A 24,588-nucleotide genomic window follows, 5' to 3' on the forward strand; every position below is an offset into this window, starting at 1 on the left:
CTGCTTGGTCTCCAGCTTCACATCCTGGGGCAGGACCGCGGTAAGGACCTTCAGGCCCTGAGCCACGACTTCCTGGCCGATGCCATCACCGGGGATCACTGCGAGATTGATGCTGGTCGACATGTCGGAACCGTACTCCCTGTCCCAGTCCTCAGACATCTTGCGTCCATCATGTGGACGCAAGATGTCCCGAGGCGCCGGGCCCCGCTCAGTGGCCGGTCGAGCCGCCGTTGTCACGGCGGTCGAGGGCGCGCTGCAGGGCGGCGGCGGCGTTCTTGCGGTCGGCGTCGGCCGTGGAGGAGTGGCGGACGCGGCGGGCTGCGGTGGATGCGGTCATGGTGATCGACTCCTTGAGATCACGGCGTGGCGAAGCCACGGATGAGGGGTTCCTTCAAGGCGCCGGAAGAGGCGGGGAGCTGTGCGCCGCAGGGGTTGCCTGCCAGGGGCGCGCGCTCTCGGCCGCCATTCGCCGGATCGGCGAGACGTTCGGCTTCTACAAAGCTAGGGCAGCTCCCGCTGTATGTCTCCGCAATTACTCGGACTTCCTACTATCTGAGACGGGCAAGCGCCCGGAAGGCCCCCTCCCGGGCATCCGGTTCAGCGCGTCTCGGAGCGAAGTTCCCTGATCAGAGCCCTTACGCCGAGAGTGGCGGCGGATTCCGCCGTGGTGACGTATCCCACGCGCCTCACCGGCCCCGAAGGGCCCAGTCCGGTGATGTCCACGGCGTCCGTGGCCTCGCGGAGCGAGAGCTCGGGCAGGATCGCCATGCCGAGTCCGCGCCCGACCATGGTCAGCACCATCCCGTCGTCCTCCGCCTTGACGGTCGCCCGCGGGATCCAGTCCTGGGCCTGCCACCAGTCACGGGTGTACGAGCCGCAGTTCTCGTCCCAGTCCAGCAGGGGCAGCCTCTTCGGGTCGGGGTGTCCGGCCGGGTGGACCAGGGCGTACGCCTCCTTGCGGAGCACCCCGGTCAGCAGGCCGGCCGCGCCGCCCTCCGCCGGTACGGGTCCGGTCCCGTTCAGCGTGGCGATGCCGAGGTCGGCGCGGCCGGCGGCCACCTCCCCGGCCGTGCCGGCGCCGAGCTCGCGCACCACCCGGACCTCGGGGCGGATGCCGGGGTGGCGGGCCGTGAGCCGCTCCAGGGCCGGGGGCAGCAGGTGCAGGGCCGCGCTGCGGAACGCCGCGATGCGCAGCACCCCCTCCACTGCGTCCCGGCCGGCCCCGCGCGCCTCCGCGCCGAGGACCTCGTACAGCCGCAGGATCCGGCGGGCGAGTCCGACGGCCCGCTCCCCCGCCGGGGTGGGGGAGGCGCCGGTGCGTCCCCGCTCGAAGAGCACCGCGCCGGCCTTGGCCTCACTGCCGCGTACGGAGTGCGAGACGGCCGACTGGGTGAGGCCGAGCCGGGCGGCCGCGGCGGAGAAGCCGCCGGTCTCGGCGACGGCGACCAGGACCCGGAGTTCATGCGGAGCGAGCTCGGCCACGGCGGCTCTCACCTCGTTCTATGAGCGGTGTTCATGGATGTGCGGCTTCCATGAACGCAACCCTCTGCCCGGGCCGGTGATTCCTTCCTAACGTCCTCGCCATGACCACGAACCGCACCGCTCACGCCGTCCACCTGATCGCCCGCCCCACCGGCATCCCCTCCCCGGCCGACTTCGCGTACGTCGAGACCCCGGTGCCCTCCCCCGCCCCGGGCACCGCCCTGGTGCAGAACCTCCTGCTCTCGGTGGACCCGTACCACCGCGGGCTGATGGACGGCGGCGAGGGCGGCTTCGAGCTGAACACGCCGCTGGAGGGCCGCGCGGTGGGCCGGGTGCTCGCCTCCCGCGACCCGGGGCTGCGCGAGGGCGACCTGGTCTTCCACCGCGAGGGCTGGCGTACGCACGCCCTCGTCACGCTCGGCGTGGACGGCACCCGCAAGCTGCGCGGCCACCGGGGCGTCCCGCTGGAGGCGTACCTGAGCATCCTCGGCGGCACGGGCCTGACCGCGTACGCCGCCCTCACCCGGACCGCGGCCCTGCGCGAGGGCGAGGACCTCTTCGTCTCCGCCGCCGCGGGCGGGGTCGGCACCGCGACCGGCCGCATCGCGCGGCTGCTGGGCGCCCGCCGGATCATCGGCAGCGCGGGCTCGGCGGCGAAGGTCCGACACCTCACCGAGGTGCTCGGCTTCGACGCGGCCTTCGACTACCACGACGGGCCGGTCGGGGAGCAGCTCGCGAAGGCCGCCCCCGAGGGCATCGACGTGTACGTGGACAACGTGGGCGGCGACCATCTGGCGGGCGCGATCGACGTGCTGCGCGAATACGGGCGGATCGCCTGGGTCGGCGGGATCTCGATGTACAACGGGGACCGCTCGCCGGCCGCGCCGCGCAACCTCTTCGAGGTCGTCCACAAGTCGCTGCGCCTGGAAGGCGTATTGGTTCGAAACCACACCAATCTGCAGGACGAGCTGGAGGACTTCCTGGTCCCGCACCTGCAGAGCGGCCACATCGGCACCGACACCACCGTTGTACAGGGAATCGATCACACGGTGGACGCCTTCCTGGGCATGCTCGGCGGGGACAATCTGGGCAAGATGCTCGTCCGTCTCGAGGACTGAATCCAGCCAACCGGATGTTCACCGACTTCTTACCGCACGGATGTAGACCTTTGGCGCGGCGCCCGTCACTCTTTCCGTCAATGTGCCGGCGGGGCACTTGAGTTGGAGGCGAGTAGCCAGTGACACCGATCAGCCGCAGAGGTTTCGTGGGAATCGGCGCCGGGCTGATGGCCGGTGCCGCGCTGCCGGCGATCGCGCCGACGTCGGCGGCCGCGGCCGCCGCGAACGGCACGCTCACCGACGTGAAGCACGTGGTGATCCTGATGCAGGAGAACCGTAGTTTCGACCACTACTTCGGCAGGCTGAGGGGCGTCCGCGGCTTCGGTGACCGCGCCGCCGGCAACATCCCGGGCGGCTGGGGCATGTTCAACCAGCCCAACTGGGGCGGCCGCCAGTACCCGTGGAAGCTCAGCGCCACCCCGCCGGCGGGCGGGGTGGACGGCGAGACCCTGGCCCAGTGCAACGGCGACCTCCCGCACAGCTGGACCTCGCAGCACGCCGCCTGGAACAAGGGCCGCATGGACAACTGGGTCATGGGCGTCGGCAACACCCGCACGCTCGGCTACCTGGACCGCGGCGACATCCCGTTCCACTACGGGCTCGCCGACCACTACACGATCTGCGACGCGTACTTCTGCTCCACGCTGAGCGCGACCGGCCCGAACCGAACCTTCCTGTGGAGCGGCAAGGTCGACGCGGGCAGCAAGGACGGCGGCGACGAGTCCGGGCTGACCTGGGAGACGTACGCGGAGGCCCTGCAGCGCGCCGGCATGAGCTGGAAGGTCTACCAGAACGCCCAGGACAACTACGGGGACAACGGCCTCGCCTACTTCAAGAAGTTCACGGACGCGGCGCCCGGCACCCCTCTGTGGGACCGCGGCATGGGCTCCGTCCCGAAGGTCACCGGCTCCACCCCCGACGACATCGCGGCCGCCATCCGCGCGGACGTCGTCGCCGGCACCCTGCCGCAGGTCTCCTGGGTCGTCGCGAACGAGGCCTTCTCCGAGCACCCGTACGCCCCGCCCGGCGACGGCGCGCACTTCGTGGACCTGGTCTACCGCGCGCTGGCCGCGAACCCCGAGGTCTTCGACTCCACCGTCCTCTTCCTGAACTACGACGAGAACGACGGCTTCTTCGACCACGTCCCCCCGCCGGTCGCCCCGCCCGGCACCCCGGGCGAGTACATCGACGGCACCCCGGTCGGTCTCGGCTTCCGCGTGCCGATGCTGGTCATGTCCCCGTGGACGCGCGGCGGCTGGGTGAGCTCGGAGGTCTTCGACCACACCTCGGTGCTCCGCTTCATGGAGACCTGGACGGCCGCCCTCGGCACCCCGGCGACCTGCCCGAACATCAGCGCCTGGCGCCGCAAGGTGGTGGGCGACCTGACGGGCGTCTTCGACTTCGCGCACCCGGTGTACGGGGTGCCGTCCGGGCTGCCCTCGACCGCGAAGGTCATCGGCCAGTCGACCTGCGGCCCGCTGCCCAACCCGGCGCCGCAGGACAACGCGCTCCCGGCGCAGGAGGCCGGCACGCGCCCCGCGCGGGCCCTTCCGTACCAGGTGAACGGCAACCTGGACCGCTTCGAGTTCGGGGCGGCCGGCAAGATCCTGGCCTGGTTCTCGATGACCAACCAGGGCGCGCAGGCGAAGCGGCCGGCGCACTTCTCGATCCACCCGCACCAGTACCGGGACACCGCGGCCTGGCAGTACACGGTCGACCCGGGCGCGACGTCGACGGACTACTTCAACATCGGGCTCGGCAGCGGCTCCGGCAAGTACGACATCTCGATGTACGGGCCGAACCGGTTCCTGCGCCGGTTCATCGGCGACGCGTCGAAGGCGGGCAAGGCGATCGAGGTGGCGGCCCGCTTCGCGGTGGAGCCGGGCACGGGCAAGACGGCGGTCTACTTCAAGATGGCGAACACGTCGGCCGCGCCGGTCACCTTCACGATCCGCTCGAACGCCTACCGCTCGGACGGCCCGTGGACGTACACCGTCCCGGCGAACTCCTCGCGCGAGGACTACTTCAACGCGGTCGCCTACAACGACGGCTGGTACGACTTCACGATCCTCGCGGACAACGACGGCACCTGGTCGCGCCGCTACACGGGCCACATCGAGACGGGCACGCCCAGCATCTCGGGCTGACGGCATCCCGGGCCGACGGCCTACAGCACGTCCCCGTCACGCCAGTCGAAGTCGAGCCGCCCGGCGGGATCCCCCAACACCCCGCCGGGCGGCAGCCATACGTACGTGGACCCCTCCTCCTCGGCGAGCCGCACCGGCCCGGCGGGGGACAGCACCCCGATCCGTCCGCCCCACACGGCCCACCCCCGTCCCGCGTACAGCCGGGCCCCGTCGTCGGAGGCCGACAGGGCCCCGAGTACGTAGGCCCGCTCGATGACGCCCTCGAGCCCGGCCATCACCTGCCCGCCGAGACCGCGCCGGCGCCGGTCCGCCCGTACGGCCACGGCCTCGACGTATCCGGTCCGCAGGGCCCGTCCCCGGTGCAGTACGCGCCGCTGCACCACGCTCCCGTGCGCGACGAGCTCCCCGCCCTCGCGCACGAGCACGTGCATGCCGCCGAGCGCGTGCTCGAAGTCCTCGTCGCCGAAGTCCCCGTCGAAGGCACCGCCGAGCAGGACGCGTACCTCGCCGAGGACGTCCGCCCCGAGCTGGGAGGTGTGGGCGAGGTGGGTGCCGGTGTCGCTCATGCCCCCAGTCTGCCGCGCAACACGGCGAGCTCCGCATCGCCCGTCCCGCCCACCCGCAGGTACTCCTGTGGCTTCAGCCAGGCCGCAGTGGAGCGGGCCAGCGCGTGGACGGTGGTGCCCAGTGCGGCCGTGTACTCCTCGATCTCGCGGCTGTCGTACGGGCGGCCCTGCGCGGCGTACATCGCGCGCACCCGCGGCTCGCTCAGCCCGTGGTCGGCGGCGATCTCCTCGGGGCTCGCGCCCATCAGCCTCAGCAGCACCAAGGCGATGATGCCGGTGCGGTCGCGGCCGAGGCCGCAGTGGAAGACCACCCCGCCGGGCGGGGCCCCTGCGACGGCCGCGGCGACGGCGGCCACGCGTTCGGGGAAGCGGGCGAGGAAAGGCCGGAAACAGGCGGGCGTCGCGAAACCCCCGTCCCCCACCAGACGTCCCGGAACTCCCGGTCCTCGATCCCGTCGAGGGGGATGCGGACGGTGGTCAGGGCGGCCGGGCGGGGCGCGTGGTCCACCCCGGCCTCATCGTCGTTGCGCAGGTCGACGACAGTGCGCACCCCGTGGTCGGTGAGGCTGGTCCACCCCCGGGCGGTGAGCCGGTCGAGGGCGTCGGCGCGTACCAGGGCGCCGGGCCGGACCGGCCGAGCCCGCCGAGGTCACGGACGTTGAAGCAGCCCTCCCAGTCGAGGATTCGACCGGCGTTCGACATGTCCATAGCTCCCCCTGTCAGCACACAACGGACAATCGGTCATGACGGGACGCTGGCCCCGCGCGGTTCCCCGCGTGAAGATCTGTCCATGTCGCCCGAGACCCAGCAGTGGACCCCGACCCACGGCGAGCCGTATCGCCCCGTCGCCTACCGGCCCGAGCGGATGCCGAGCGCGGAATCGCTCGCGCGCGCCGCGGAGTTGCGGGCACGCATGGGCGAGCGGCGGACGGTCCGCCGGTTCTCCCCCGACCCCGTCCCGGAACAGGTCGTCCGGGATGCCATCGCGTGCGCGGCGACCGCGCCATCGGGGGCCCACCAGCAGCCCTGGACCTTCGTGCTGGTCAAGGACCCGGCCGTACGGCGGCAGATCCGCGACGCCGCCGAGCAGGAGGAGCTGATCTCCTACGACGGCCGCCTCGGCGACGAGTGGCTCGCGGCCCTGCGCCCCCTCGGGACGGACGCGGTCAAGACCCACCTCACCGATGCCCCCGCGCTGGTCGTCGTGTTCCAGCAGCGCTACTGGCTCGGCCCGGACGGCACGAAGCGCAAGCACTACTACGTCGACGAGTCGGTCGGCATCGCGGTCGGCATGCTCCTGACCGCGCTCCACCTCAGCGGCCTCGCGGCCCTGATCCACACCCCGAGCCCGATGCGCTTCCTCTCCCACGTCCTGCACCGCCCGCAGAACGAGAAGGCCTTCGCCGTCATCCCGGTCGGCTACCCCGCGGACGACTGCGAGGTCCCGGCCCTGACCCGCAAATCCCTGGACCAGGTCCTGGTCGAGGTCTAGCCCTTCCCCGCCGACGGGCAGACCCTCCACCCCCGCGTCGGCGTACGCGGCAACCGGCGCCAGGGTGACGGGACTTACCCGACGGCTCTACGACGCCTCGTGGACCCGGGTCAGCAAGGCCATCAGGGTGGTGCGCTCCGCCGGGGTCAACGGGGCCAGGAGATCGGCGTTCGCCGTTTCGGCCAGGGAGGCGCAGCGGGTGAGGGTGGACGCGCCTGCCGGGGTGAGGGTGACGGCGTTCTTGCGGCGGTCCGCCGGGTTCGGGGCGCGCAGGACGAGGCCGGCGGCTTCCAGGTGGTTGAGGAGGCCGACCAGGTCCTTGGGGTCGATGCCGAGGCGGCGGCCGAGGTCGGCCTGGGCCACGGGGCCGTACTCGGCGGTCGCAGCCAGCACCGCTTGGTGCCCGAGCCTCAGCCCCTCCGCGGCCAGCGCCTCGGCGACCAGGCTCCGGCCGCGGTCCGCGACCCGGCCGACGAGCCAGCTCGGCAGGGACTGGATGTGCGCGAGGGCCGACTTCATGGGCCCAGCCTAGCAATTCGTTGGGAGTCCCTACGATTTCCCTATATCGTTGGGGAACCCAATGAATCCGACACGGTCCGGGAGGTCCTGTGCTGCGCATCCGCCATGACGTCAACGGCGGCCCCGAGCCGTTGTCCGCCGAGGAGGCCGACGTGCCCGTCCCCGGCCCCGGGGAGTTGCTCGTCGCGGTCGAGGCCGTCGGGGTGACCCTGCCCGTCGTGCGCAAGGTGCGGGAGGGCGGCGGGGCCGTACCGCTCGGCGGGGAGGTCGCGGGGAGCGTCGCCGCGCTCGGCGAGGGAGTCACGGGCTTCGCCGTCGGGGACCGGGTCACCGGGCTGTGCTTCGGCCACGCGTACGCCGAGTATGCGCTCCTCGGGGCGCCCTTCGCCTCCGCCGTCCCCGACGGGGTCGGCTCCGTGGACGCCGTCGCGCTCGTGCGCAGCGGACTCGTCGCCCGCGGCGCCTGGGAGGCCGGGCAGGTCCGCCCTGGTGAATCCGTACTGGTCACGGCCGCCGCGAGCGGGGTCGGCAGCCTCGCGCTCCAGCTGGCCCGGGCGCGCGGGGCGGGCCGGCTGGTCGCCGCCGTGTCCAGCCCGGACAAGGCCGGCTTCGCCCGGAGCCTCGGCGCCGACGAGGTCGTGCTGTACGAGGACCCCGCCGCCTGGGGCGATCCGTACGACGTGGTCCTCGACGGAGTCGGCGGCGAGCTGCTCGGCCCCGCCGTGCGGGCCCTGGCCACGGGCGGGCGGCTCGTCGCGTACGGCTCCGGCGGCGGCACGGTGGAAGCGTACGAGCTGCTCGTGCGCGGCGCCTCGGTGATCGGCTTCCAGATCCGGGCCGTCGCGCAAGGCCGGCCCGAGGTGTACGAGGGCTGGCGGCGCGAGCTGTGGGAGGCGTACGCGGACGGCTCGCTGCGCCCCGCCGTGCACGGCGAGATCCCGCTGGCCGAGGCGGTCCGTGCGCACCGGATCATCGAGGAGCGGCGCAACCTCGGCAAGGTGGTCCTGCTCCCCTGACCGGACATCGGCACAACTGGAACCGCCCCCGTTCCGGACTTGGGGGTACCGGAACGGGGGCGGGGTTCAGCGGGGCAGGATCAGCCCATGTGCGGGTATGCGTAGTCCGTCGGCGCGACCAGGGTCTCCTTGATGGAGCGCGTCGAGGTCCAGCGCATCAGGTTCGACGCGGCGCCCGCCTTGTCGTTCGTACCCGAGGCCCGGCCGCCGCCGAAGGGCTGCTGGCCGACGACGGCGCCGGTCGACTTGTCGTTGATGTAGAAGTTGCCCGCCGCGAAGCGGAGCTTCTCCATCGCGTCCGCGGCCGCGTAGCGGTCGGCGGCGATGACCGAGCCGGTCAGCGCGTACGCCGAGACGGACTCCATCTGCGCCAGCATCGCGTCGAAGTCGGCGTCCTCGTAGACGTGGACCGCCAGGATCGGGCCGAAGTACTCGGTCGTGAAGACCTCGTTCTCCGGGTCGGTGCACGCGATGACGGTCGGGCGGACGAAGTAGCCCTCCGAGTCGTCGTACGTGCCACCGGCGATGATCTCGCAGGTCGGGTCGGCCTTGGCCCGGTCGATCGCAGCCTTGTTCTTCGCGAACGAACGCTCGTCGATGACGGCGCCGATGAAGTTGGTCAGGTCGCGGACGTCACCCATGGCGATGCCGTCGACCTCGGCCGCGAAGGCCTCCTTGAAGCCGTCGTTCCAGATCGAGGCCGGGATGTAGGCGCGCGAGGACGCCGAGCACTTCTGGCCCTGGAACTCGAAGGAACCGCGGGTCAGGGCGGTCTTCAGGACGGCGCGGTCCGCGGACGGGTGTGCGACGACGAAGTCCTTGCCGCCGGTCTCACCGACGAGGCGCGGGTAGGACTTGTACTTCTCGATGTTGTTGCCGACCGTCTTCCACAGGTACTGGAAGGTCTTGGTCGAACCCGTGAAGTGGATGCCGGCCAGCTCGGGGTGGTTCAGGGCCACCTCGGACACGGCGATGCCGTCGCCCGTCACCAGGTTGATGACGCCCTTCGGCAGGCCGGCCTCCTCCAGGAGCTCCATGAGGAGGACCGCGGAGTGGGTCTGCGTCGGGGACGGCTTCCAGACGACCACGTTGCCCATCAGGGCGGGGGCGGTCGGCAGGTTGCCGGCGATGGCCGTGAAGTTGAACGGCGTGATCGCGTAGACGAAGCCCTCGAGCGGGCGGTGGTCGCTGCGGTTCCACACGCCGGCGGAGTTCGCGACCGGCTGCTCGGCCAGGATCTGGCGGGCGAAGTGGACGTTGAAGCGCCAGAAGTCGACGAGCTCGCACGGGGTGTCGATCTCGGCCTGCTGCGCGGTCTTCGACTGGCCCAGCATGGTGGAGGCGGCCAGCTTCTCGCGCCACGGGCCGGACAGCAGCTCGGCGGCGCGCAGGATGATCGCGGCGCGGTCGTCGAAGGACATCGCGCGCCAGGCCGGGGCGGCGGCCAGGGCGGCGTCGACGGCCTCCTGGGCGTCGGCCCGGGTGGCGTTGGCGTAGGTGCCGAGCACGGACTTGTGGTCGTGCGGCTGGACCACGTCGAAGCGCTCGCCCCCGCCCATGCGCTTGACGCCGTTGATCGTCATCGGGAGGTCGATCGGGTTCTCGGACAGCTGCTTGAGCTGCGTTTCGAGACGCGCGCGCTCCGGGGTGCCGGGGGCGTACGAGTGGACCGGCTCGTTGACCGGCGCGGGGACCTGGGTCACAGCATCCATGGGACTGGTAACTCCTTGACCTGGTTCTTGGCTAGTTCTTGGTGATCATCGAGCGGAGGAAGAACAGGAGGTTGGCCGGCTTCTCGGCGAGGCGCCGCATGAAGTAGCCGTACCAGTCCGTCCCGTACGCGGTGTAGACGCGCATGCGGTGGCCCTCGGCGGCGAGCCTCAGGTGCTCCTCGCTGCGGATGCCGTACAGCATCTGGAACTCGTACTCGTCCAGCTTGCGCCCGGCCTTGCGGGCGAGCTCCTGCGCGATGGCGATGAGGCGCGGATCGTGCGACCCGATCATCGGGTAGCCCTCGCCCTCCATCAGCGTCTTCAGGATGCGGACGTACGCCTTGTCGATCTCGGCCTTGTCCTGGTACGCGACCTCGGCGGGCTCCTTGTACGCGCCCTTCACGATCCGGACGCGGCTGCCGGCGGCGGCCAGGCGGCGGGCGTCGGCCTCGGTGCGGAAGAGGTACGCCTGGATCACGCAGCCGGTCTGCGGGAAGTCCCGGCGCAGCTCCTCGTGGATGGCGAACATCGAGTCGAGGGTGGTGTGGTCCTCGGCGTCCAGCGTGACGGTGGTTCCGATGGCGGCGGCGGCCTCGACGACCGGGCGGACGTTGGCGAGCGCGAGCTCGTGGCCGCCCTCCAGCGCCTGGCCGAACATCGACAGCTTGACCGACATCTCGGCCTTCTCGCCGAGGCCCAGGCCGGCCAGGTGCTCGATCAGCTCGAGGTAGGCGTCACGCGCGGCGTAGGACTGCTCCACGGTGGTGATGTCCTCGCCCACCACGTCGAGCGTGAGCTCCAGGCCCTTCTCCGTGAGGTCCACGACGATCGGGATGACCTGGTCGACCGTCTCGCCGGGGATGAACCGGTTCACCACGGGCTTGGTCACCGGGGCGGCAGAGACGATTCGGCGCATCTTGTCGCTGCGCGAAGCGGCGAGGATCGCGGGACCCAGCACGGGGCACCTCCAACAGGTGGCAGAGACAGGCATACGGTCCGCGCGGGGGCGGGCGGGGTCCGTAAGGAAAACGCAAGTAAAACCACCGTGAAACCTAAGGATCGCTTTGATCCTCTGCCATCGACAGCTGTCACGCATCCGTGTCCCCGATCTCATACATCTGTCTGAAGATCGGGTTTCCGGGTGGGAGAATGTCCGGGTGAAGGGCGATTACCAGGACCTGGTGGATGAGATCTCGGCGCTTCTCGGCGCCCCGGCGACCCTGGAGAACCGGGACTTCCGCCTCATCGCCTTCGGCGCGCACGACAGCGACGACGATCTGGCGATGGACCCGGTCCGCACCCGCTCGATCCTGACCCGCCAGTCGACGGCGGCCGTACGGGCCTGGTTCGAGGGCTTCGGCATCGCGCGGGCCACCGGACCGGTACGGATCCCGGCGGCGCCCGACGCAGGGGTCTTCCGGGGGCGGATCTGCCTGCCGGTGCGGTACCGCGGGATCGTGCAGGGCTACGTATGGCTCCTCGACCAGGAGCCGGGCCCCGGGCCGGAGGTCCTGGCGGCGGCCATGGAGGTGGCCGAGCGGATCGGGATCCTGCTCGCCGAGGAGGCGAAGGCGGGGGCCGACCTGTCCCGGGAGTTCCGGGCGGTGCTCACGGCCGGCCGGGGATGGCAGCAGGACATGGCGGTGGCCGCGCTCCGGGTGGCGCTCGGTCCGGGGGCGGACGGGCTGCACGCGGTGGTGTGCGTGACGCCGTGGGCCGGCGAGGCCCCGGCGGCGGTACCGGGCACGGCGGCGGTGTGCACGGTCGCCCTGCCGGGGCGGCAGGCACTCGCCGTACTGGTCAGGCTCCGCTCGGCGGAAGTGCTCGTCCCCGCCGTCGGCGTCGCGACGCGCCTGCTGGCGGGCGGTGCGGCGACCGCCGGGATCGCGGAGCCCCGCCGGGAGCTGACCGCGCTGCCCGACGCCTGGGCGGAGGCCTCGGCGGCGGCGCAGGCGGCCGCGGCCCAGCCCCGGTTCGGCCCGGTGGCCCAGTGGTCGGCGATCGGCCCGTACCGGATGCTGGCGGCGCTCGCGGCCGCCGACCGGGAGGGCGACCCGGCGACCCGGGTCCTGCTCGGCCCCGCGCACCGGGAACTCGCCCGGACCGCCGAGCTGTTCCTCGACTGCGCGGGCCAGGCGGGCCGCGCGGCGGCGGCCCTGGGCATCCACCGCCAGACCCTGTACTACCGGCTGGCCCGGGTGGAACAGCTGACCGGCCTGGACCTGGCCGAGGGCGAGGACCGCCTGCTGCTCCACATGGCCCTCAAGGCGGCCCGCCTGCACGGCTGATCGCAGCTCCGCGGGGTCACCGCCAGGGGCCTGCCGGCCCGTCCTCCGGGCCGAGGGCCCGACCGCGGCTCAGGCCGTGCCGTTCTCGCCCTCGCCCTCGCCCTTCCTCATCATCTCCGCGGTGCGCCGCATGCCCTCCGTCAACTCCTCGGCGGTGACCGCGCCTTCCGGGTTGAACAGCCACTGCGCCATCACTCCGGTCAGCAGGGCCTCGTACAGCCCGCCGAGCGTCCGCTCGTCCCGCTCGTCGAGGTCCTCCTCGGCGATGCCGGTGATCAGCGCGATCAGCCCCCGGCGGCCCTCGCCCTGCGAGGCCGCCAGCATCGCCCGCAGCTCCGGCAGCCGGTCACGGCTGAGCGCGACCTCCATGCTGGCCGCCCACATCGGAGCCGACTCCTCCTGACGGCCGATCACGCCGTCCCACACGGAGCGGAAGCGTTCCAGCGAGCCTCCTTCGCCGGTCACCTCAGGCGAGAAGGAGTCGCCCCACTCCTGCGCGAGTTCGACGTAAGCCTGCGTCAGCAGGGCATCCTTCGAGCCGTAGTGGTAGCCGATCGACGCCAGGTTCGCCCCGGAGGCGTTGACGATGTCGCGCGCGGTCGTCCGCACGAAACCCTTTTCGACCAGGCACTTCTTGGCGCCTTCGAGCAGATCTTCACGGTGTCCCATGCCCTCACCGTATCAAGACAACCGTCACAGACAAGCGTTCTATACGCCCGTACTAGACAAGCGTTTATGACGCTTGTACATTGCTGCTCATGACGAACTCCGCAGCACGTCTCGCCGGCCGCCGGGAATGGACCGCCTTCACCGTCCTCCTGCTGCCCCTGCTCCTGGTCTCGATGGACGTCTCCGTCCTCTACTTCGCCATCCCGGCCATCACCCGGGAGCTCGACCCGAGCGCCACCCAGCAGCTCTGGATCTTCGACAGCTACGCTTTCGCCCTCGCGGGGCTGCTCATCACCATGGGTTCGCTCGGTGACCGGATCGGCCGCCGCAAGCTGCTGCTGATGGGGGCGACCGCCTTCGGTCTCGCCTCCGTCGGCGCCGCCTACGCCACCAGCGCCGAGATGCTGATCGCGGCCCGCGTCCTGCTCGGGATCGGCGGCGCGACCCTGATGCCCTCCACGCTGGCGCTCGTACGCAACCTGTTCCGGGACGCCAGGCAGCGCAGCCAGGCCATCGCCATCTGGTCCGGCGCCATGACCGGCGGGATCGCCCTCGGCTCGGTGCTGAGCGGCGTGATGCTGAACCACTTCTGGTGGGGTTCGGTCTTCCTGATCAACGTGCCCGCGATGCTGCTCCTGCTGGTCCTCGTCCCGGTGCTGGTCCCCGAGTTCAAGGACCCCGCCCCCGGCCGCTTCGACCTGCTGAGCGTCCCACTGTCGACGGCCGCCGTGCTCCCGGTCGTGTACGGCCTCAAGGAGATCGCCGCCGAGGGCCTCGAACCGCTCTACGCGCTCTCGGTGGCCGTGGGCCTGGCCTTCGGGTTCGTCTTCGTCCGCCGCCAGCGCAGCCGTGACGACGCCATGGTCGCCCGGGCCCTCTTCCGGGGCCGCGGGTTCGGTGCGGGCATCGCCCTCAACACCATCGCCGCGTTCGCGATGATGGGCTCGGCCTACTTCACCACCCAGTACCTGCAGTCCGTGCTCGGCATGGGCACGCTGGAAGCCGCCCTGTGGAGCCTCGCGCCTTCGCTCGTCATCGGCGCCGCCGCCCCGGTCAGCGCCGCCCTGGCCCAGAAGACCGACCGGGCGTACGTCATTGCCGGCGGCTTCGTCCTCGCCGCCGGCGGGTTCGGCCTGATCAGCCTGGTCGGCAGCGACTCCCTGTGGCTGCTGCTCACCGGCGCCGGCGTGCTGGCCTCCGGCCTCGTCACCGTGATGTCCCTGGTCTCCGACATGGCCCTCGCCTTCGCTCCCGCCGAGAAGGCCGGGTCCGCCGCCTCCCTGCTGGAGACCGGGTCGGAGTTCGGCGGGGCGCTGGGCATGGCGGTCCTCGGCAGCCTCGGCACCGCCGTCTACCGCTCCGATCTGCCGGGTGCGGAGCCTGCCGTACGGGAGACCCTGGGCGGCGCCGTGGCCACCGCCCACCAGCTCGGCGGTGCCGCCGGCGAGCAGGTGCTGGCCCTGGCCCGGGAGGCCTTCGTCCACGGCATGCAGTACGCGGCCTGGGGCGGTGCGGCCATGCTGCTCGCGGGCGGCGTCCTCGCGGTGGCCCTGACGCGGGGGCTCGGCGCCCCCGCCCCGGCCGCGCAGCCCGCCGGCCAGGCCCCCGAGCAGCCCGCGCCCCTCGCCGGCTGAGCCCCGTACGGCCGGACGGAGCAGCGGCGGAACACGGCGAAGGGCCCGGGGAACTCCCCGGGCCCTTCGTCTGTTGCGTGCGCGGCTACCGGCGGCAGCCGCCCGCTACGGAGTTCAGTCGAGGCTGACCGTACGCGCCGAGACGGCGCCGATCTCGGCGGCGATCTCCGCGACGACGTTCACCGGGACCTCCGCGTCGACCGTGAGGACGCCGAGCGCCTCGCCGCCCTCCTCGGCGCGGGCGACCTGCATGCCCGCGATGTTCAGGCCGGCCTCGCCGAGGATGCGGCCGACGGTGCCGACCACGCCCGGGCGGTCGGTGTAGCGCAGCACGAGCATCTGGTCGGCGAGCGCCAGGTCCACGTCGTACTCGCCGATGCCGACGATCTTCTGCAGGTGCTTCGGGCCGACGAGGGTGCCGGAGACCGAGATCTCCTGGCCGTCCGACAGGGTGCCGCGCACGGTCACCACGTTGCGGTGGTCCGGGGACTCCGAGCTGGTCGTCAGGCGAACCTCGACGCCGCGCTCCTGGGCGAACAGCGGGGCGTTGACGTAGGAGACCGTCTCGTCGACGACGTCCTCGAAGACACCCTTGAGGGCGGAGAGCTCCAGCACCTTGACGTCGTGCTGGGTGATCTCGCCGCACACCTCGACGTCGAGGCGGACCGCGACCTCGCCCGCGAGGGCGGTGAAGATGCGGCCGAGCTTCTCGGCGAGCGGCAGGCCCGGACGGACGTCCTCGGCGATGACGCCGCCCTGCACGTTGACCGCGTCCGGTACGAGCTCACCGGCCAGCGCGAGGCGCACCGACTTGGCGACCGCGATACCGGCCTTCTCCTGGGCCTCGTCCGTGGACGCGCCGAGGTGCGGGGTGCAGACGACCTGGTCGAGCTCGAAGAGCGGGGAGTCCGTGCAGGGCTCCTTCGCGTACACGTCGAGGCCGGCGCCGGCGACGCGGCCCTCCTTGAGGGCCGAGTACAGCGCGGCCTCGTCGACGATCCCGCCGCGCGCGGCGTTGACGATGCGGACGGAGGGCTTGACCTTGTGCAGGGCCTCGTCCCCGATGAGACCGAGGGTCTCGGGGGTCTTGGGCAGGTGCACGGTGATGAAGTCGGCGACCTCGAGGAGCTCGTCCAGCGTCAGCATCTTGACGCCCATCTGGGCGGCGCGCGCGGGCTGTACGTACGGGTCGTACGCGACGATCTTCATGCCGAAGGCCGACATGCGCTGGGCGACCAGGACGCCGATGCGGCCGAGGCCGACGACACCGAGGGTCTTCTCGCTGAGCTCGACGCCCGTGTACTTGTTCCGCTTCCACTCGCCGTTCTTCAGGGCGGTGTTGGCCTGCGGGATGTTGCGGGCCGTGGCGACGAGCAGGCCGCAGGCGAGCTCGGCGGCGGTCACGATGTTGGAGGTCGGGGCGTTCACGACCATCACGCCGGCCTTGGTGGCCGAGGAGACGTCGACGTTGTCGAGGCCGACACCGGCGCGGGCGACGACCTTCAGCTTCCGGGCGGCGGCGATGGCCTCCGCGTCGACCTTGGTCGCGGAGCGCACGAGGATGGCGTCGACGTCCACGATCGCGGGGAGCAGCTCCGCGCGGTCGGCTCCGTTGACGTGCCGGATCTCGAAGTCCGGGCCGAGCGCGTCCACCGTGGCGGGCGACAGCTCTTCGGCGATGAGTACGACAGGTTTCGAGCTCACGTGGGTCCTCACAAGTCCAGTGCGGACGGCCGTCCCGACGGCCGCAGGCGGTGGAGGGGGTAGCCGCGTGGAAGACGCACGACACTGTGGGCCTGACGCGTTGTGTTGAGCAGTGTAGTGGCGGATCGTGGCCGGAATTCCGCCTGTACGGAAGGATCACCCGTCCGGGGTTGGCCGGGGTGGACAACCCTGCGCCGGAGAAGGTCCGCATTCCGCCGAACCGGTGGTGCACCGCGGGGCCGGGGCGGTGCGCGCCCCGGCCCCCGCGGCGACATCAGCTCTCGTCGCTGTCGACCCAGCTCATCAGCTTGCGCAGCTTCTTGCCGGTGGTCTCGAGCAGGTGTGCCTCGTCGGCCTTCTTGTACTCGTTGTACTTCGGCAGGCCGGCCTTGTACTCGGCCATCCAGGTGTTGGCGAACTCGCCGCTCTGGATCTCGGCGAGGACCTTCTTCATCTCGGCCTTGGTGGCGTCGGTGATGATGCGGGGGCCGGTGATGTAGTCGCCCCACTCGGCGGTCTCGGAGACCGACCAGCGCATCTTCTCCAGGCCGCCCTCGTACATGAGGTCCACGATGAGCTTCAGCTCGTGCAGGCACTCGAAGTACGCGATCTCCGGCTGGTAGCCGGCCTCGGTCAGGGTCTCGAAACCGGCCTTGACCAGGGCGGAGGCGCCACCGCAGAGGACGGCCTGCTCACCGAACAGGTCGGTCTCGGTCTCCTCGGTGAAGGTGGTCTTGATGACGCCGGCACGGGTGCCGCCGATGCCGGCCGCGTAGGAGAGCGCGAGGGCGAAGGCGCTGCCGGAGAAGTCCTGCTCGACGGCGGCGATGCAGGGCACGCCGCGGCCTTCCTCGTACTGGCGGCGGACCAGGTGACCCGGGCCCTTCGGGGCGACCAGGGCGACGTCCACGTTGGCCGGGGGCTTGATGAAGCCGTAGCGGACGTTGAAGCCGTGGCCGAAGAAGAGCGCGTCGCCCTCCTCGAGGTGCTCCTTGATGGACTCCTCGTAGATCTCGGCCTGCAGCGGGTCCGGGGTCAGGATCATGATGACGTTGGCCCACGCGGCGGCCTCCGACACGGAGACGACCTTCAGACCCTGCTCCTCGGCCTTGGCCTTGGACTTCGAGCCCTCCTTCAGGCCGACGACGACGTCGACGCCGGAGTCACGCAGCGACAGCGCGTGGGCGTGGCCCTGGCTGCCGTAGCCGATGACCGCGACCTTGCGGCCCTGAATGATGGACAGGTCGGCGTCGTTCTCGTAGAACAGCTCGGCCACTGGGATATCTCCTTGGTGCGCTGGTGTTGCTCCCACCGTACGGCGGGGAACGGGGAGGAAGTTTCCTGGTCTCGCGATGCGAGAGGCAACGCGACGTCAGGGTGTTGCTCAGGCGCTGCGGTCGAGCGCGCGCAGGCTGCGGTCCGTGATGGACCGGCCGCCGCGCCCTATGGCGATCGTGCCGGACTGCACGAGCTCCTTGATGCCGAACGGCTCCAGCATCTTGAGCATGGCGCCGAGCTTCTCGGTACCGCCGGTGGCCTCGATGGTGACGGCCTCCGGGGAGACGTCGACCGTCTTGGCGCGGAACAGCTGGACGATCTCGATGATCTGGGACCGGGTCTCGTTGTCGGCCCGGACCTTCACCAGAACGAGTTCGCGTTCGATGGCGTTGTGCGGCTCCAGCTCGACGATCTTGAGCACGTTGACCAGCTTGTTCAGCTGCTTGGTCACCTGCTCCAGCGGGAGGTCCTCGACGTTCACGACGATGGTGATGCGCGAGATGTCGGGGTGCTCGGTGACGCCGACCGCGAGGGAGTCGATGTTGAACCCGCGGCGGGAGAACAGCGCGGCGATCCGGGCGAGGATGCCGGGCGTGTTCTCGACCAGGACGGAGAGCGTGTGCTTGGACATGTGAGTCGTTCTCTCTCTCAGGCTCTCTCGGCTCAGTCGTCTTCGTTGTCGCCGAAGTCGGGACGGACGCCCCGGGCTGCCATGACCTCGTCGTTGGAGGTGCCGGCGGCGACCATCGGCCACACCATGGCGTCCTCGTGGACGATGAAGTCGATCACGACGGTACGGTCGTTGATCGCATTGGCCTCGGCGATGACCTTGTCCAGGTCGGCCGGGTCCTCGCAGCGCAGCGCCACGCAGCCCATGGCCTCGGACAGCTTGACGAAGTCCGGGACGCGGGTGCCCTTGCGGGGGGCGGTGGACTCGCCGAGCTGGGAGCCGACGGTGTCGTGGCCGGTCTCTTCCGCGTGCAGAACGGTGTTGGAGTACCGCTGGTTGTAGAACAGGGTCTGCCACTGGCGGACCATGCCCAGCGCACCGTTGTTGATGATCGCGACCTTGATCGGGATATTGTTCAGCGCGCAGGTGACCAGTTCCTGATTGGTCATCTGGAAGCAGCCGTCACCGTCGATCGCCCAGACCGTGCGGTCCGGCATGCCGACCTTGGCGCCCATCGCGGCCGGGACCGCGTAGCCCATGGTTCCGGCGCCGCCGGAGTTCAGCCAGGTGCGGGGCTCCTCGTAGTTGACGAAGTGCGAGGCCCACATCTGGTGCTGGCCGACGCCGGCCGCGTAGATGGTGTGCTCGGGCGCGAGTTCGCCGATGCGCTGGATGACCTGCTGCGGCGAGAGCATGCCGTCCGCGGGGGTCTCGTAGCCCAGCGGGTAGGTTTCGCGCCAGCGGGTGAGGTCCTTCCACCAGGCGGAGTAGTCCCCGGCGTTGCCCTCGGTGTGCTCGGCCTGGACCGCCTGGATCAGGTCGGCGATGACCTCGCGGGCGTCACCGACGATCGGGACGTCGACCTCGCGGTTCTTGCCGATCTCGGCCGGGTCGATGTCCGCGTGGATGACCTTGGCGAACGGGGCGAAGCTGTCCAGCTTGCCGGTGACGCGGTCGTCGAAGCGGGTGCCGAGCGCGATCAGCAGGTCCGACTTCTGCAGGGCGGTGACGGCGGTGACCGCACCGTGCATGCCCGGCATGCCCACGTGCAGCGGGTGGCTGTCGGGGAAGGAACCCAGCGCCATCAGCGTGGTGGTGACCGGGACGCCGGTCAGCTCGGCCAGGACCTTCAGTTCGGCGGTCGCGCCGGACTTCATGACGCCGCCGCCGACGTACAGGACCGGGCGCTTGGCCTGGCAGATGAGCTTGGCGGCCTCGCGGATCTGCTTGGCGTGCGGCTTGGTGACCGGCCGGTAGCCCGGGAGGTCCTGCGAGGGCGGCCACGTGAAGGTGGTCTTCGCCTGCAGGGCGTCCTTGGCGATGTCGACCAGGACAGGGCCGGGACGGCCGGTGGAGGCGATGTGGAAGGCCTCGGCGATCGTCCTCGGGATGTCCTCGGCCTTGGTGACCAGGAAGTTGTGCTTGGTGATCGGCATCGTGATGCCGACGATGTCCGCCTCCTGGAAGGCGTCGGTGCCGATGGCCTTGGAGGAGACCTGGCCGGTGATCGCGACGAGCGGCACGGAGTCCATGTGCGCGTCGGCGATCGGGGTGACCAGGTTGGTGGCGCCCGGGCCGGAGGTGGCCATGCAGACACCCACCTTGCCGGTGGCCTGCGCATAGCCGGTCGCAGCGTGGCCGGCTCCCTGCTCGTGGCGGACCAGGATGTGGCGCACCTTGGTGCTGTCCATCATCGGGTCGTACGCCGGGAGGATGGCCCCGCCCGGGATACCGAAGATGGTGTCGCACCCCACCTCTTCGAGCGAGCGGATGAGGGACTGCGCACCCGTGACGTGCTCAACTGCGGCGGTCTGGTGTCCGCCGGAACGGGGCCGCGGCTGCGGATGGTGGGCCCCGGTGGCCTGCTCGGTCATCGGCATTCTCTTCTCGAGGCTGAGGGTTTTACGAGGATTCGAAGGTGTGCCAGTGCAACAAAAAACCCCTCGTGCCAGGAGGCAAGCGAGGGGAGCGCGTCGGGTGTGCGGAGCGGGGACATGCAGGTCCCAGCTTCAGCCGACGCGCTTTCCAAGTACGAGAATTCGGGTGCGCATGGCACTGACCCTCCCTCCGGCGGGAGGGGGATGTCAAGTGGGTGGGACGGGCGTCTCATTATGTGAGCCTCTGCGGATGGCCATCGAGCCCCCGGACGGACCACCGGCCAGGGCGGGCTGGGCCGCCCCGCCCGGTACTGGGAACGTACCGCGCACGAGCGCGCGGCGCAGCCTGTACTCGTCGAGCGGGCCGGAAAAGGCCGCTCCCTGGCCATGCGTGCAGCCCACCGCGCGCAGCGCCATGACCTGCTCGGGGAGGTCGACCCCGTCGGCCACCGACTGCATGCCCAAATCATTTGCAATGCGCAACAAACCAGCGGTGATCTTGTGGAGTCGGGCGGACTCGACCACACCCTCGACCAGGCCCCTGTCCAGCTTCAAGATGTCCACGGGGAGCCGGCGCAGGGCGCTGATGGCCGCGTAGCCGCTGCCGAACCCGTCCAGGGCGACCAGGACGCCGAGCCGGCGCAGGGCCGCCAGGCGCCGCTCCAGCTCGTCGAAGGGCACCCTGGGATCGCTGTCGGCCAGTTCGATCACCAGAGCCCCGGGCGGCAGCCCGTGCCGGTTCAGCAGGGCGTCCACGGAGCCGGGCTGCCCGGCTCCCCCGGCTGCCCCCGTCCCCATTTCCAGCAGCCGCTGCGCGCTCATCCGGACGGCCACCGGTACGTCGTGCCCGATCCGGTGTCGCTCGGCGGCCTGCCCCACGGCCTCCTCCAGCAGCCAGCGCCCCAGCTCGGCGGCCCGGGTGGGCGTCCCTCCGGGGAGCCCGCCGCGCCCGTCCGGCCCTGCCGCCGCACCCTCGCTGTACTCGGCCACCCGGAGGAATTCCGCCGGGGTGAACAGGATTCCCTGGGCCGAGCGCCAGCGGGCCTGCGCCGCCACGGCCGTGACCTCGCCGGTCGCCAGCGAGACCACGGGCTGGTGCAGCAGGGTGAACTCCCCGTCGTGCAGCGCGGTGCGCAGCCGCCCGGCGAGCTCCGCCTTCCGTACGACCTCGGCCTGCATCTGGGGCGCGTACAGCTCGACCCGGTCCTTGCCGCCCGCCTTGGCGCGGTACATCGCGAGATCCGCGTTGCGCATCAGGTCCGAAGGGGTGATGCCGGGGTCGGCGAAGGCCACGCCGATGCTGGCGGCGACCCGCACCTCGCTGCCGCCGATCCGGTACGGCTGGGACAGGGTGGTGCGCAGCCGGTCCGCGATCTCGTGCACCTGGTACTCGCGGGCACTGCGGTCGCGGCTGCCGTCGCCCAGGATCAGCGCCGCGAACTCGTCCCCGCCGAGGCGGGCCGCGGTGTCCCCGGCGCGCACCGAGTCCTGGAGCCTGCGCGCGGCCTCGATGAGCAGCTCGTCGCCGGCCTGGTGGCCGATGGTGTCGTTGACCGCCTTGAACCCGTCGAGGTCGATGAAGAGCACGGCGGTGCTGTGGTCCCCCGCGCGCCGCCCGGTCAGGGCCTGGCGGACCCGGCGGGTGAACAGCGCCCGGTTGGGCAGGTCCGTCAGCGGATCGTGCTCGGCGCTGTGCTGGAGCTGCGCCTGGAGGCGGACCCGCTCGGTGACGTCCCGGCTGTTGAGGATGAGGCCGCCCTGGTGGCGGTTGACGGTCGACTCCACGTTGAGCCATTCACCGCTGCCCGACTTGAAGCGGCACTCGATGCGGGTGGTCGGCTCCTCGGCGGGCGGTGCGGCGAGGAAGCGGCGTACCTCGTGGACCACCCGGCCCAGGTCGTGCGGGTGGATCAGGGTGGCGAGCTCGGTGCCGACGAGCTCCTCGGCCTCGCGCCCGTAGACCCCGGCCGCCGCGGGGCTGACGTAGCGCAGGGTCCCGGTGGGCGCGGCGATCATGATGACGTCGCTGGAGCCCTGGACCAGGGAGCGGAAGTGGTTCTCCTTCTGGGCCAGTTCCTGCGTCAGCGCGATGTTGTCGACGAGCATGATGCCCTGCCGGATGACGAGGGCGAGCACGACCGTGCAGCCGGTGAAGACGACGACCCGGTCCACCTTCCGGCCGTCCACCACGTTGTACAGGATGCCCAGGGTGCAGACGGCCGCCGCGAGGTACGGCGTGAGCGCGGGCAGCGAGCCGGTGATGGGGCGGCTGACCGGGCGGTCGGCGCGCGGGAGCCCCGGCATCCCCGGGTCCGGATGCATGCGCCGGGCGCCCCAGGGTGCGTACGCGAGCAGCAGCGAGCCGGCGAACCAGCCGGCGTCGAGCAGCTGCCCGGACTGGTACTCGGCGCTCAGCAGCGGCGAGGTGAACAGGGCGTCGCTGAGCACGGTCAGGGCCAGGGCCGCGATGGCGGTGTTGACGGCCGAGCGGTTGGCCTCGGAGCGCCGGAAGTGCAGGACCAGCACCATGGAGACGAGCGCGATGTCCAGCAGCGGGTAGGCGAGTGAGAGCGCGGCCCGCGGGACGCTGCCGGGGGCCCCGGACTGGGCGGTGCGCGCCGCGTGCGCGAGGGCCAGGCTCCAGGACAGCGTGAGCAGGGAGCCGCCGATGAGCCAGGAGTCGAGCCCGAGGCAGACCCAGCCGGCCCGGGTGACCGGGCGTTTGGCGAGGACGAGCAGGCCGACGATGGCGGGCGGCGCGAAGCAGAGGAAGGCGAAGTCGGCGACCGACGGCTTCGGCACGGCCTCGCCGAGGACCACCTCGTACCAGCCCCAGACGGCATTGCCGCAGGCCCCCATGAGGGAGGAGAACGCGAAGAGCAGCCAGGCCGGGCGCTCGCGGCTGTCGATCACCCGTGCGTAGGTGTAGCAGGAGACGGCGGCGAGTAGCGCGGCGGCGCTGAGACCGAAGTCGCCCATGATCTCGGCGAGTTCCTCGGAGCCCCAGCCGAGGGCGGCACCGACGGCGTACCCGCCGCTGACCACGGCGAGAAGGAACTGCATCGCCAGGCTCCTGCCGCCGCCGCCCGGGACGGGCTGCCTGGTCAGCAGTGCCGCCCCCGAGGCGGTCACCGGTCCCCCTCGCCGGCTGGTTCCGGCGCGGCCCAGTCCCGGCAGCGCCGCCTCCGGCGGCTGTGCCGCATCGGATCTTTCGTCCATTGGCCGTGCATCGCCCGTCGCCCCCCAAAGTGTCCGATCACTCCCCAGCGCCAGACGAAAGCGCTGCAGCCCCTTGTTCCGGACGATACACCACTTTCGTCACTCAGGGACATAGATGGTCTACTCTCCGTTACCACGCGGGGAGTTGTGGCCACTGTGCGCGTCCGGACGGATGCGGAGCGTGCGCACAGCGCGTCACCCGGTGATCAGGACCGTGTTCTCGACGGGCTCCCCGGCGGCGAAGCGGTGCAGCTGGCGGACCACCAGGCGCTTCGCCCGCGGCGCGAACGCCGTGCTGCTGCCGCCGACGTGAGGCGTGATCAGGACATTCGGAGCATGCCAGAGCGGATGGCCGGCGGGCAGCGGTTCCGGATCGGTGACGTCGAGTGCCGCGCGCAGCCGGTCCGACTCCAGCTCCGCCAGCAGCGCGGCGGTGTCGACGACGGGGCCGCGCGCCACGTTCACCAGCAGGGCGCCGTCCTTCATCCGGGCGAGGAAGGCGGCGTCGGCCAGCCCTCGGGTCGCGTCGGTCAGCGGCGTGGAGAGGATGACCACGTCGGCCTCCGGGAGGAGCCGGGGCAGTTCGGCGTGCGCGTGCACCGGCCCGCGCACGGTGGTGCGCGCCGAGCGTGCGACCCGTGTGACCCGCGCGCACTCGAAGGGCGCGAGCCGGTCCTCGATGGCCGCGCCGATCGACCCGTACCCGACGATCAGTACGGACTTGTCGGCGAGGGCGTCGTAGAAGCCTCCTCGCCACTCCTCGCGGTCCTGGCCGCGCACCATGCCGGGGATGCCGCGCAGCGAGGCGAGGGCGAGGGTGAGCGCCAGCTCGGCGGTGCTCGCCTCGTGGACGCCGCGCGCGTTGCACAGCCGTACGCCGGGGTGCAGGAGGTCGAGGCCGCCCAGGACGTGGTCGATGCCCGCGGTCAGCGTCTGCACGACCTCGAGGTCCGGCATGCCGGCCAGCGGGCGCAGGGTGACCTCGGAGGACTTCATGTACGGGGTGACGTAGAAGACGCAGGCGGCCGGATCGGCCGGGAAGGTGTCCTCACCGTCCCAGTGGCGGTAGCGGAAGGTGTCGGGGAGGCCCTCGACCTCCTCGGCGGGGAACGGGAGCCAGACGTCCGCTGTCTTTGCAGTCATGATCACGAGGCTATGCCAAGGCCGAAGGATCCTGATCAAGCCGTTAGTTTGTTT

General features: G+C 71.3%; 20 protein-coding genes and 2 pseudogenes. 6 read left to right on the forward strand and 16 right to left on the reverse strand.

Annotated elements, in window-relative coordinates:
• The 3 genes and pseudogenes from IF09_RS44650 to IF09_RS0112760 all read right to left on the reverse strand — a co-directional run.
• Positions 1 to 123 (reverse strand): annotated as a pseudogene (locus tag IF09_RS44650) (isocitrate/isopropylmalate family dehydrogenase); the annotation flags it as partial.
• Between the two features lie 85 nt (positions 124 to 208).
• Complete coding sequence (locus IF09_RS47920) at positions 209 to 337, reverse strand: hypothetical protein (protein ID WP_266625109.1); 129 nt, start codon at positions 335 to 337, stop codon at positions 209 to 211.
• Positions 338 to 597: 260 nt separating this feature from the next.
• A complete protein-coding gene (locus IF09_RS0112760) occupies positions 598 to 1,482 on the reverse strand; it encodes a LysR family transcriptional regulator (protein ID WP_030295000.1) in 885 nt (294 codons plus the stop codon).
• Positions 1,483 to 1,583: 101 nt separating this feature from the next.
• Here IF09_RS0112760 and IF09_RS0112765 point away from each other — a divergent pair, with 101 nt between their 5' ends.
• Positions 1,584 to 2,600, forward strand: a complete 1,017-nt coding sequence (locus IF09_RS0112765) for an NADP-dependent oxidoreductase (protein ID WP_030295002.1) — start codon at positions 1,584 to 1,586, stop codon at positions 2,598 to 2,600.
• 119 nt (positions 2,601 to 2,719) lie between these two features.
• Positions 2,720 to 4,747 carry a phosphocholine-specific phospholipase C gene (locus IF09_RS0112770; protein WP_030295008.1) on the forward strand — a complete coding sequence of 676 codons (2,028 nt, stop codon included), beginning with the start codon at positions 2,720 to 2,722 and terminating at the stop codon, positions 4,745 to 4,747.
• A gap of 20 nt (positions 4,748 to 4,767) precedes the next feature.
• Here the strand turns inward: IF09_RS0112770 and IF09_RS0112775 are convergent, their stop codons facing one another.
• The 3 genes and pseudogenes from IF09_RS0112775 to IF09_RS47925 form a co-directional block, all read right to left on the reverse strand.
• Positions 4,768 to 5,313, reverse strand: a complete 546-nt coding sequence (locus tag IF09_RS0112775; protein ID WP_030295010.1) for a GNAT family N-acetyltransferase — start codon at positions 5,311 to 5,313, stop codon at positions 4,768 to 4,770.
• Complete coding sequence (locus tag IF09_RS42360; RefSeq protein ID WP_051832401.1) at positions 5,310 to 5,735, reverse strand: tyrosine-protein phosphatase; 426 nt, start codon at positions 5,733 to 5,735, stop codon at positions 5,310 to 5,312. The genes IF09_RS0112775 and IF09_RS42360 overlap by 4 nt, the downstream gene beginning before the upstream one ends.
• Before the next feature lie 83 nt (positions 5,736 to 5,818).
• Positions 5,819 to 5,929, reverse strand: a pseudogene (locus IF09_RS47925) (tyrosine-protein phosphatase); the annotation flags it as partial.
• Between the two features lie 174 nt (positions 5,930 to 6,103).
• On the opposite strand from IF09_RS47925, the gene IF09_RS0112785 reads away from it, so the two are divergent.
• Positions 6,104 to 6,805, forward strand: coding sequence for a nitroreductase family protein (locus IF09_RS0112785; RefSeq protein WP_030295012.1), 702 nt, complete (start codon positions 6,104 to 6,106; stop codon positions 6,803 to 6,805).
• 87 nt (positions 6,806 to 6,892) lie between these two features.
• On the opposite strand, the gene IF09_RS0112790 is transcribed toward IF09_RS0112785, so the two are convergent.
• Positions 6,893 to 7,324: a MarR family winged helix-turn-helix transcriptional regulator gene (locus tag IF09_RS0112790; protein ID WP_030295014.1), complete on the reverse strand. Its 432-nt coding sequence runs from the start codon at positions 7,322 to 7,324 to the stop codon at positions 6,893 to 6,895.
• An 89-nt stretch (positions 7,325 to 7,413) separates the two neighbouring features.
• Between IF09_RS0112790 and IF09_RS0112795 the strand changes: the two genes are divergently transcribed.
• On the forward strand, positions 7,414 to 8,340 hold the full coding sequence (locus IF09_RS0112795) for a quinone oxidoreductase family protein (protein WP_030295019.1): 927 nt from the start codon (positions 7,414 to 7,416) through the stop codon (positions 8,338 to 8,340).
• Between the two features lie 80 nt (positions 8,341 to 8,420).
• On the opposite strand, the gene pruA is transcribed toward IF09_RS0112795, so the two are convergent.
• Together pruA and IF09_RS0112805 are read right to left on the reverse strand one after the other, a co-directional pair.
• Entirely contained in the window at positions 8,421 to 10,052 is a 1,632-nt protein-coding gene (gene pruA, locus IF09_RS0112800; RefSeq protein WP_030295021.1) for an L-glutamate gamma-semialdehyde dehydrogenase, read from the reverse strand.
• Positions 10,053 to 10,083: 31 nt separating this feature from the next.
• The gene (locus IF09_RS0112805) at positions 10,084 to 11,010 is read right to left on the reverse strand and encodes a proline dehydrogenase family protein (RefSeq protein ID WP_030295023.1); all 927 of its coding nucleotides are present in this window, start codon (positions 11,008 to 11,010) and stop codon (positions 10,084 to 10,086) included.
• Positions 11,011 to 11,209: 199 nt separating this feature from the next.
• On the opposite strand from IF09_RS0112805, the gene IF09_RS0112810 reads away from it, so the two are divergent.
• Positions 11,210 to 12,340, forward strand: a complete 1,131-nt coding sequence (locus IF09_RS0112810) for a helix-turn-helix domain-containing protein (protein WP_030295026.1) — start codon at positions 11,210 to 11,212, stop codon at positions 12,338 to 12,340.
• A gap of 69 nt (positions 12,341 to 12,409) precedes the next feature.
• On the opposite strand, the gene IF09_RS0112815 is transcribed toward IF09_RS0112810, so the two are convergent.
• The gene (locus IF09_RS0112815) at positions 12,410 to 13,009 is read right to left on the reverse strand and encodes a TetR/AcrR family transcriptional regulator (RefSeq protein WP_051832402.1); all 600 of its coding nucleotides are present in this window, start codon (positions 13,007 to 13,009) and stop codon (positions 12,410 to 12,412) included.
• A gap of 89 nt (positions 13,010 to 13,098) precedes the next feature.
• Between IF09_RS0112815 and IF09_RS0112820 the strand changes: the two genes are divergently transcribed.
• Positions 13,099 to 14,643 carry an MFS transporter gene (locus tag IF09_RS0112820; RefSeq protein ID WP_030295032.1) on the forward strand — a complete coding sequence of 515 codons (1,545 nt, stop codon included), beginning with the start codon at positions 13,099 to 13,101 and terminating at the stop codon, positions 14,641 to 14,643.
• Between the two features lie 114 nt (positions 14,644 to 14,757).
• On the opposite strand, the gene serA is transcribed toward IF09_RS0112820, so the two are convergent.
• From serA to IF09_RS0112850, 6 genes are all read right to left on the reverse strand, one after another.
• Complete coding sequence (gene serA / locus IF09_RS0112825; RefSeq protein WP_030295034.1) at positions 14,758 to 16,347, reverse strand: phosphoglycerate dehydrogenase; 1,590 nt, start codon at positions 16,345 to 16,347, stop codon at positions 14,758 to 14,760.
• 274 nt (positions 16,348 to 16,621) lie between these two features.
• Positions 16,622 to 17,623 carry a ketol-acid reductoisomerase gene (ilvC, locus tag IF09_RS0112830; protein WP_030295036.1) on the reverse strand — a complete coding sequence of 334 codons (1,002 nt, stop codon included), beginning with the start codon at positions 17,621 to 17,623 and terminating at the stop codon, positions 16,622 to 16,624.
• Positions 17,624 to 17,731: 108 nt separating this feature from the next.
• Complete coding sequence (ilvN, locus tag IF09_RS0112835; RefSeq protein WP_030295038.1) at positions 17,732 to 18,256, reverse strand: acetolactate synthase small subunit; 525 nt, start codon at positions 18,254 to 18,256, stop codon at positions 17,732 to 17,734.
• Between the two features lie 32 nt (positions 18,257 to 18,288).
• The gene (locus IF09_RS0112840; protein WP_030295040.1) at positions 18,289 to 20,175 is read right to left on the reverse strand and encodes an acetolactate synthase large subunit; all 1,887 of its coding nucleotides are present in this window, start codon (positions 20,173 to 20,175) and stop codon (positions 18,289 to 18,291) included.
• Positions 20,176 to 20,379: 204 nt separating this feature from the next.
• The gene (locus IF09_RS0112845) at positions 20,380 to 23,304 is read right to left on the reverse strand and encodes an EAL domain-containing protein (RefSeq protein ID WP_037634736.1); all 2,925 of its coding nucleotides are present in this window, start codon (positions 23,302 to 23,304) and stop codon (positions 20,380 to 20,382) included.
• Between the two features lie 282 nt (positions 23,305 to 23,586).
• A complete protein-coding gene (locus IF09_RS0112850) occupies positions 23,587 to 24,534 on the reverse strand; it encodes a 2-hydroxyacid dehydrogenase (protein WP_030295044.1) in 948 nt (315 codons plus the stop codon).
• Between the last annotated feature and the right edge of the window lie 54 nt (positions 24,535 to 24,588).

Origin of the sequence: Streptomyces katrae (assembly GCF_000717655.1) — a bacterium.
Taxonomy (GTDB): domain Bacteria; phylum Actinomycetota; class Actinomycetes; order Streptomycetales; family Streptomycetaceae; genus Streptomyces; species Streptomyces katrae_B.